The 4,505-nt window shown below is 39.3% G+C and carries 7 protein-coding genes; 6 read left to right on the top strand and 1 reads right to left on the bottom strand.

The window, feature by feature from the left end:
• From ABXH34_RS18020 to ABXH34_RS18010, 3 genes are all read left to right on the top strand, one after another.
• A partial coding sequence (locus ABXH34_RS18020) for a S41 family peptidase (protein WP_353573273.1) occupies positions 1-319 on the top strand: 319 nt, incomplete at its 5' end.
• Positions 320-456: 137 nt separating this feature from the next.
• Positions 457-696, top strand: coding sequence for a hypothetical protein (locus ABXH34_RS18015; RefSeq protein ID WP_353573272.1), 240 nt, complete (start codon positions 457-459; stop codon positions 694-696).
• Positions 697-702: 6 nt separating this feature from the next.
• Positions 703-1,476: a leucine-rich repeat domain-containing protein gene (locus ABXH34_RS18010; RefSeq protein WP_353573271.1), complete on the top strand. Its 774-nt coding sequence runs from the start codon at positions 703-705 to the stop codon at positions 1,474-1,476.
• Between the two features lie 89 nt (positions 1,477-1,565).
• Here the strand turns inward: ABXH34_RS18010 and ABXH34_RS18005 are convergent, their stop codons facing one another.
• Positions 1,566-1,898, bottom strand: a complete 333-nt coding sequence (locus ABXH34_RS18005; RefSeq protein ID WP_353573270.1) for a helix-turn-helix domain-containing protein — start codon at positions 1,896-1,898, stop codon at positions 1,566-1,568.
• Positions 1,899-2,015: 117 nt separating this feature from the next.
• Between ABXH34_RS18005 and ABXH34_RS18000 the strand changes: the two genes are divergently transcribed.
• From ABXH34_RS18000 to ABXH34_RS17990, 3 genes are all read left to right on the top strand, one after another.
• Positions 2,016-2,255 carry a hypothetical protein gene (locus tag ABXH34_RS18000; RefSeq protein ID WP_353573269.1) on the top strand — a complete coding sequence of 80 codons (240 nt, stop codon included), beginning with the start codon at positions 2,016-2,018 and terminating at the stop codon, positions 2,253-2,255.
• Between the two features lie 546 nt (positions 2,256-2,801).
• The gene (locus ABXH34_RS17995) at positions 2,802-3,743 is read left to right on the top strand and encodes a CAP domain-containing protein (RefSeq protein WP_353573268.1); all 942 of its coding nucleotides are present in this window, start codon (positions 2,802-2,804) and stop codon (positions 3,741-3,743) included.
• 212 nt (positions 3,744-3,955) lie between these two features.
• The coding region (locus ABXH34_RS17990) for an Rpn family recombination-promoting nuclease/putative transposase (protein WP_353573267.1) at positions 3,956-4,505 on the top strand (550 nt) is incomplete at its 3' end.

Here is a 4,505-nt window from a genome sequence, read left to right as displayed (position 1 = left end):
ACCTTTTACCAAACCTGTTTATGTATTAATCGGGGAACATACTTATAGTGGTGGAGAAGTTTTTGCTTTAGCAATGAAGAGTTTACCTAATGCAATCTTAGTTGGTGAGCCAACCCAAGGCGGTTTGTCAGACAAAATTACGCGAACATTGCCGAATGGTTGGGGATTTTCAGTTCCCAGTGAAGTGTATAGCGATATTGATGGTAATGAGTTCGAGGATGTTGGTGTGCCTGCGGATATTGAAAGTTTATACTGGCAGCCTGCGGATGTGCGTATTGGTAAAGATGGTACGATTGAGCGAGTACTTGAGGAGTTGTGATCGTTTAATTTATTGTTTTAGCTCGCTACCAAGCTCAGTTTGGTAGTGTCTGTTCAAGAAGCTCTGCTTCGAGAGTGAATACATCCGAGCATTCTACCAAGCGATATGGCTATTTAATCTTCAGGAAATTAAGAACAATGGACACACAAACTATTCTTGCCAAACTACAAAACGGCTATCGGCTGTATCACCGACACCAAGAAAAAGAACTTGCAATCGACTATCTCGGCAAAGGACGCTTTGTGTTGAGCGAGGCGGAATTTATGGGCGAAAGCCACTCACGGGAATTAAGTGCGGAGGAATTGGGTGATTTTCTTGCGCGGCGTTTCAGCAGTATAAATGCCATCGAACGTCTGTTACTGCCTGTAAAGGCTTAAAGCAAGATGCCAGAACTTGCCGCCGAAATTAACGCCTTGCCCCGCAGTACACGCAGTTTGTCATTGCGCTATCGCAAGCTGAAATGGGGGATTTGGGAAAACAAAGCGGCCCGAGCCATTGAAGCGATGCAAGACTTGGAACAAATCGACTTTTCCCATAATCAAATTGACTATGTGCCGTTCGACTGGACAAAATTGCTACGCCTCAAGCATATTAACTTGGCGAATAATGATCTTGGCTATTGGTATTACGAACGCCCCACCAAACTGGGTTATAACTGGCATTTATGTGAAACCCTAGAAAGCCTGAGCGTACGCAGCAATCACATGACTTGGTTCGGAGTGCCAGAGCATAACTGGCAGTCTCTGCGATGTCTGGATGTGTCAAACAACGTCGGGCGTGAATTCATGTATAACGTGATGCCAGATAAGGCATTTTCGTTTACTCTGAAGCTGCCTTACATCGCTAGTCTGCGCGAGTTGCGCATCAGTCATAACAATTACAAAGTGTTTCCTCAGGTGCTGCATTTCGATAATCTGGAAACCTTAGATTTGCGCTATAACAAACTGAGCGAATTTCCCAAAAACATCGGGCGTTTGGCTCGTTTGCAGCGTTTGAACCTAGCCAGCAACCGCTTGCAAAGTTTGCCCGCATGGCTGTTCACGGAATTACCCGCGTTACGTGAAGTGGATGTGCGCAATAATGCAAGACTTAGCACGAAACATCTGCTGACACTACAAGAACATTATCCCGACACTCGCATCTTATGGCAGTCTTGATGCGCCTCTAATTCCCCAATTCTATTTGGGAATACTGCCAAGAAGCTCTGCTTCGCAAAGCATAACAAGCAGAGTTTGTAAACGAGAAATTAATTCTCATCAGAACCATATTTATTGCTCAACGCTTCGGCAATATCACTGATAATTTGTTGGTAATGGGCGGGCAAAGTTTTAATCATTCGAGTCAACTTTTCTAAATCAACAGGTTCTGCTTTTAACTGTTCTGCATCAGCACCAAAAATGAGCCATGCCGCTTCTACATCCAAAAACTCAGCGAGCTTGATTGCATTTTCCATAGAAATTGTTCCTCCATTCAACCATTTATAAACAGCTTGAACTTTAACATTTACTCCATCAGCAATATTTGATGGTTTATATCCAAGTTCATCCATTTTAGATTCGAGTCTCAATTTTAAACTCATGAGATAAATTTATCCTGATGGTTGAAATAAGTCAATTTATATTTTAAAATTACCTTATGAGTTGAATCAAGTTAACTCTTCATAAAGTAGATACATTGCTAACTGGAGTAGCGACTAATGCAAAACACATCTGAGCCTGCTTATTGGGAAATTGTCAATAATTCGCTTTGGAAACAACAGAATATTATCGAATTTATCAATGAAACCATAGGCGATTTATATATAGGTGAAAATCCCGAAGATTTAAGAAGAGCAGAAACATGTTTAACTGCTATTGACGCATTGGTTGACAGCTTGAAAGGAGAACTTCGTGAGATACTCCCATTGGTTCACGACAAAAGAGATGCATTATTATGATACCGACATATTGAAACAAAACATAAAAACAAGGCAAACTTAAAATCAATGCAAAACACAGAACAAACAAAATCAGCAAATTTCTAAGCTACATACTCAGACATTCTCTGATCTCTGATTCCCAACGAGAAAACGAAAAAAAATCCTGAGATTACAAAAAAACTTACCTGTCGATGAACTGAATTCCATCATAGCATTATAAATCCAGATTTTTAAAGAATTCTCTGATCTCTGATTCCCCAATTCTGTTTGGGAACGAGAAATGTTTGAATTAGGCGTTTTAAAACAAAAATTCGACCGTATTTCCGTTTAAAATTTGCAATTATTTTTTTATAGTCTATATATTAACCAATCATTTTAGTTCTTTTATGCCTCAGACTTTAGGGATGAGCAAATTGAACTTACATAAATATTAATGGGAAAATTACATATACTCTGAAGTCAAATAGATCAGTGTAATTAAAATAATAAGTGATTACTGGCCTCAACACCATCACTTATTTCATTACACTCGACATGCCTGAATGAGTAGGAAAGGATATTATTATGCATTATCTTCAACGTATTACACCGAACCATCTCCTGATGATTCCCAGCCTCATCTTGAGTTTGCTACTTTTTCCGCTTGCCAGCTTCGCGAGTATCTATGACCAAGAACTGCTTAAGTTAACCAACGCGGAACGGGCTAAATACGATATACCCGCTTTAACACTGTCTAGCAAATTAGGAGAAGCTGCACAGAAACATGCTGTTGATATGGCTGAACATAATTATTTTAGTCATACAGGACGCAATGGATCAAAAGGTAGCGAACGGGTCAATGATGAAGGCTATGAATACAGCCGAAGAGGGGAAAACATTGCAGCAGGTCATGAAGAACCAGACGTAACCATGTCAAAATGGATGAACAGTAAAGGACATCGCGCTAATATTTTAAATGCTAAATACACTGAAATTGGTTTTGGCTATGCTGCCGATGACTCCAGTAAATATAACTATTATTGGGTGCAAGTATTCGCCACACCTAAAGAAGGCTCATCTAATGGTGATGGAACAGACGGTGATGGAACAGACGGCGATGGAACAGACGGTGATGGAACAGACGGCGATGGAACAGACGGTGATGGAACAGACGGCGATGGAACAGACGGCGATGGAACAGACGGTGATGGAACAGACGGTGATGGAACAGACGGCGATGGAACAGATTCTAACACTCCAGATCAAAGTGGTGTGGAGCTTGAAGACAAAGCGGTTGCCCTGTTTAACGCGATGGAAATTATCTTAGAAGAATACATCCAGCATAACCCTGAAACTGAATCAAATGGTGAAGGCGTTTACTATAGACTCTATGACAATATTTATGGATTGGGTGTTTATAAAGATGGTTTTTATATAGGTGTTAACAATCACGGACAATGGGATTGGAATTATATCGCAACCTTGGATAAGATAAACAAAAACTATTGTGCTGAGCAATGTTGGTAAAACACTTGAGCCTAAATAGGATAGATAAGCGCAGCCTCATACACATTTCAACTATGAAATGCCTTTGATGTAATTTACTGTTCTATCAAGGTTTAAATACAATTTAAATGCTCTGTATCATCAAGATGCAGGGCATTTATCATATTAAGGCTTGAGTATCTGCAAAGAGTCAGCTTAAATTGCTCATATAGATTTTTTAAGAGTGTCAAACCATGCGCATCAAAGACAAATTCATCAGCCCATTTACCGATTTCGGCTTTAAAAAACTGTTTGGTACAGAACCAAACAAAGACTTATTAATCGACTTCCTCAATCAACTATTGCAAAACGACACAGGAAAAATCAAAGAATTAAACTATCTTCCACTAGAACAACTTGGCCAAAATGAAGATGCTCGTAAAGCGATTTTCGATATTTATTGCGAAAGTGAAACAGGTGAGAAATTCATCGTCGAACTACAAAAAGCCAAGCAGAATTACTTCAAAGATCGCAGTGTATATTACTCAACCTTTCCAATTCAACAACAAGCAGAAAAAGGTGATTGGAACTTTAAACTTAATGCAGTTTATACGATTGGAATACTCGATTTTGTATTTGAAGAAGACAAACACGATAAAGCCGTCTTTCATCACGAAGTGCAATTATTTGATAAAAATACCAAAAAAGTATTTTTTGATAAACTAACCTATATTTACCTAGAAATGCCCAAATTCACCAAAACCGAGGCTGAGCTAAAAACCCATTATGACAAATGGTTATATG

The sequence above is a fragment of the Candidatus Albibeggiatoa sp. nov. BB20 genome (genome assembly GCA_016744725.1).
In the GTDB taxonomy this organism is placed as follows: Bacteria; Pseudomonadota; Gammaproteobacteria; order Beggiatoales; family Beggiatoaceae; genus Albibeggiatoa.
This window is presented reverse-complemented; position numbering and strand designations above follow the sequence as displayed.

Coding starts and splice junctions, on each gene's coding strand:
- ABXH34_RS18015 (WP_353573272.1), top strand. CDS start 457: ATGGACACACAAACTATTCTTGCCAAACTACAAAACGGCTATCGGCTG.
- ABXH34_RS18010 (WP_353573271.1), top strand. CDS start 703: ATGCCAGAACTTGCCGCCGAAATTAACGCCTTGCCCCGCAGTACACGC.
- ABXH34_RS18005 (WP_353573270.1), bottom strand. CDS start 1,898: ATGAGTTTAAAATTGAGACTCGAATCTAAAATGGATGAACTTGGATAT.
- ABXH34_RS18000 (WP_353573269.1), top strand. CDS start 2,016: ATGCAAAACACATCTGAGCCTGCTTATTGGGAAATTGTCAATAATTCG.
- ABXH34_RS17995 (WP_353573268.1), top strand. CDS start 2,802: ATGCATTATCTTCAACGTATTACACCGAACCATCTCCTGATGATTCCC.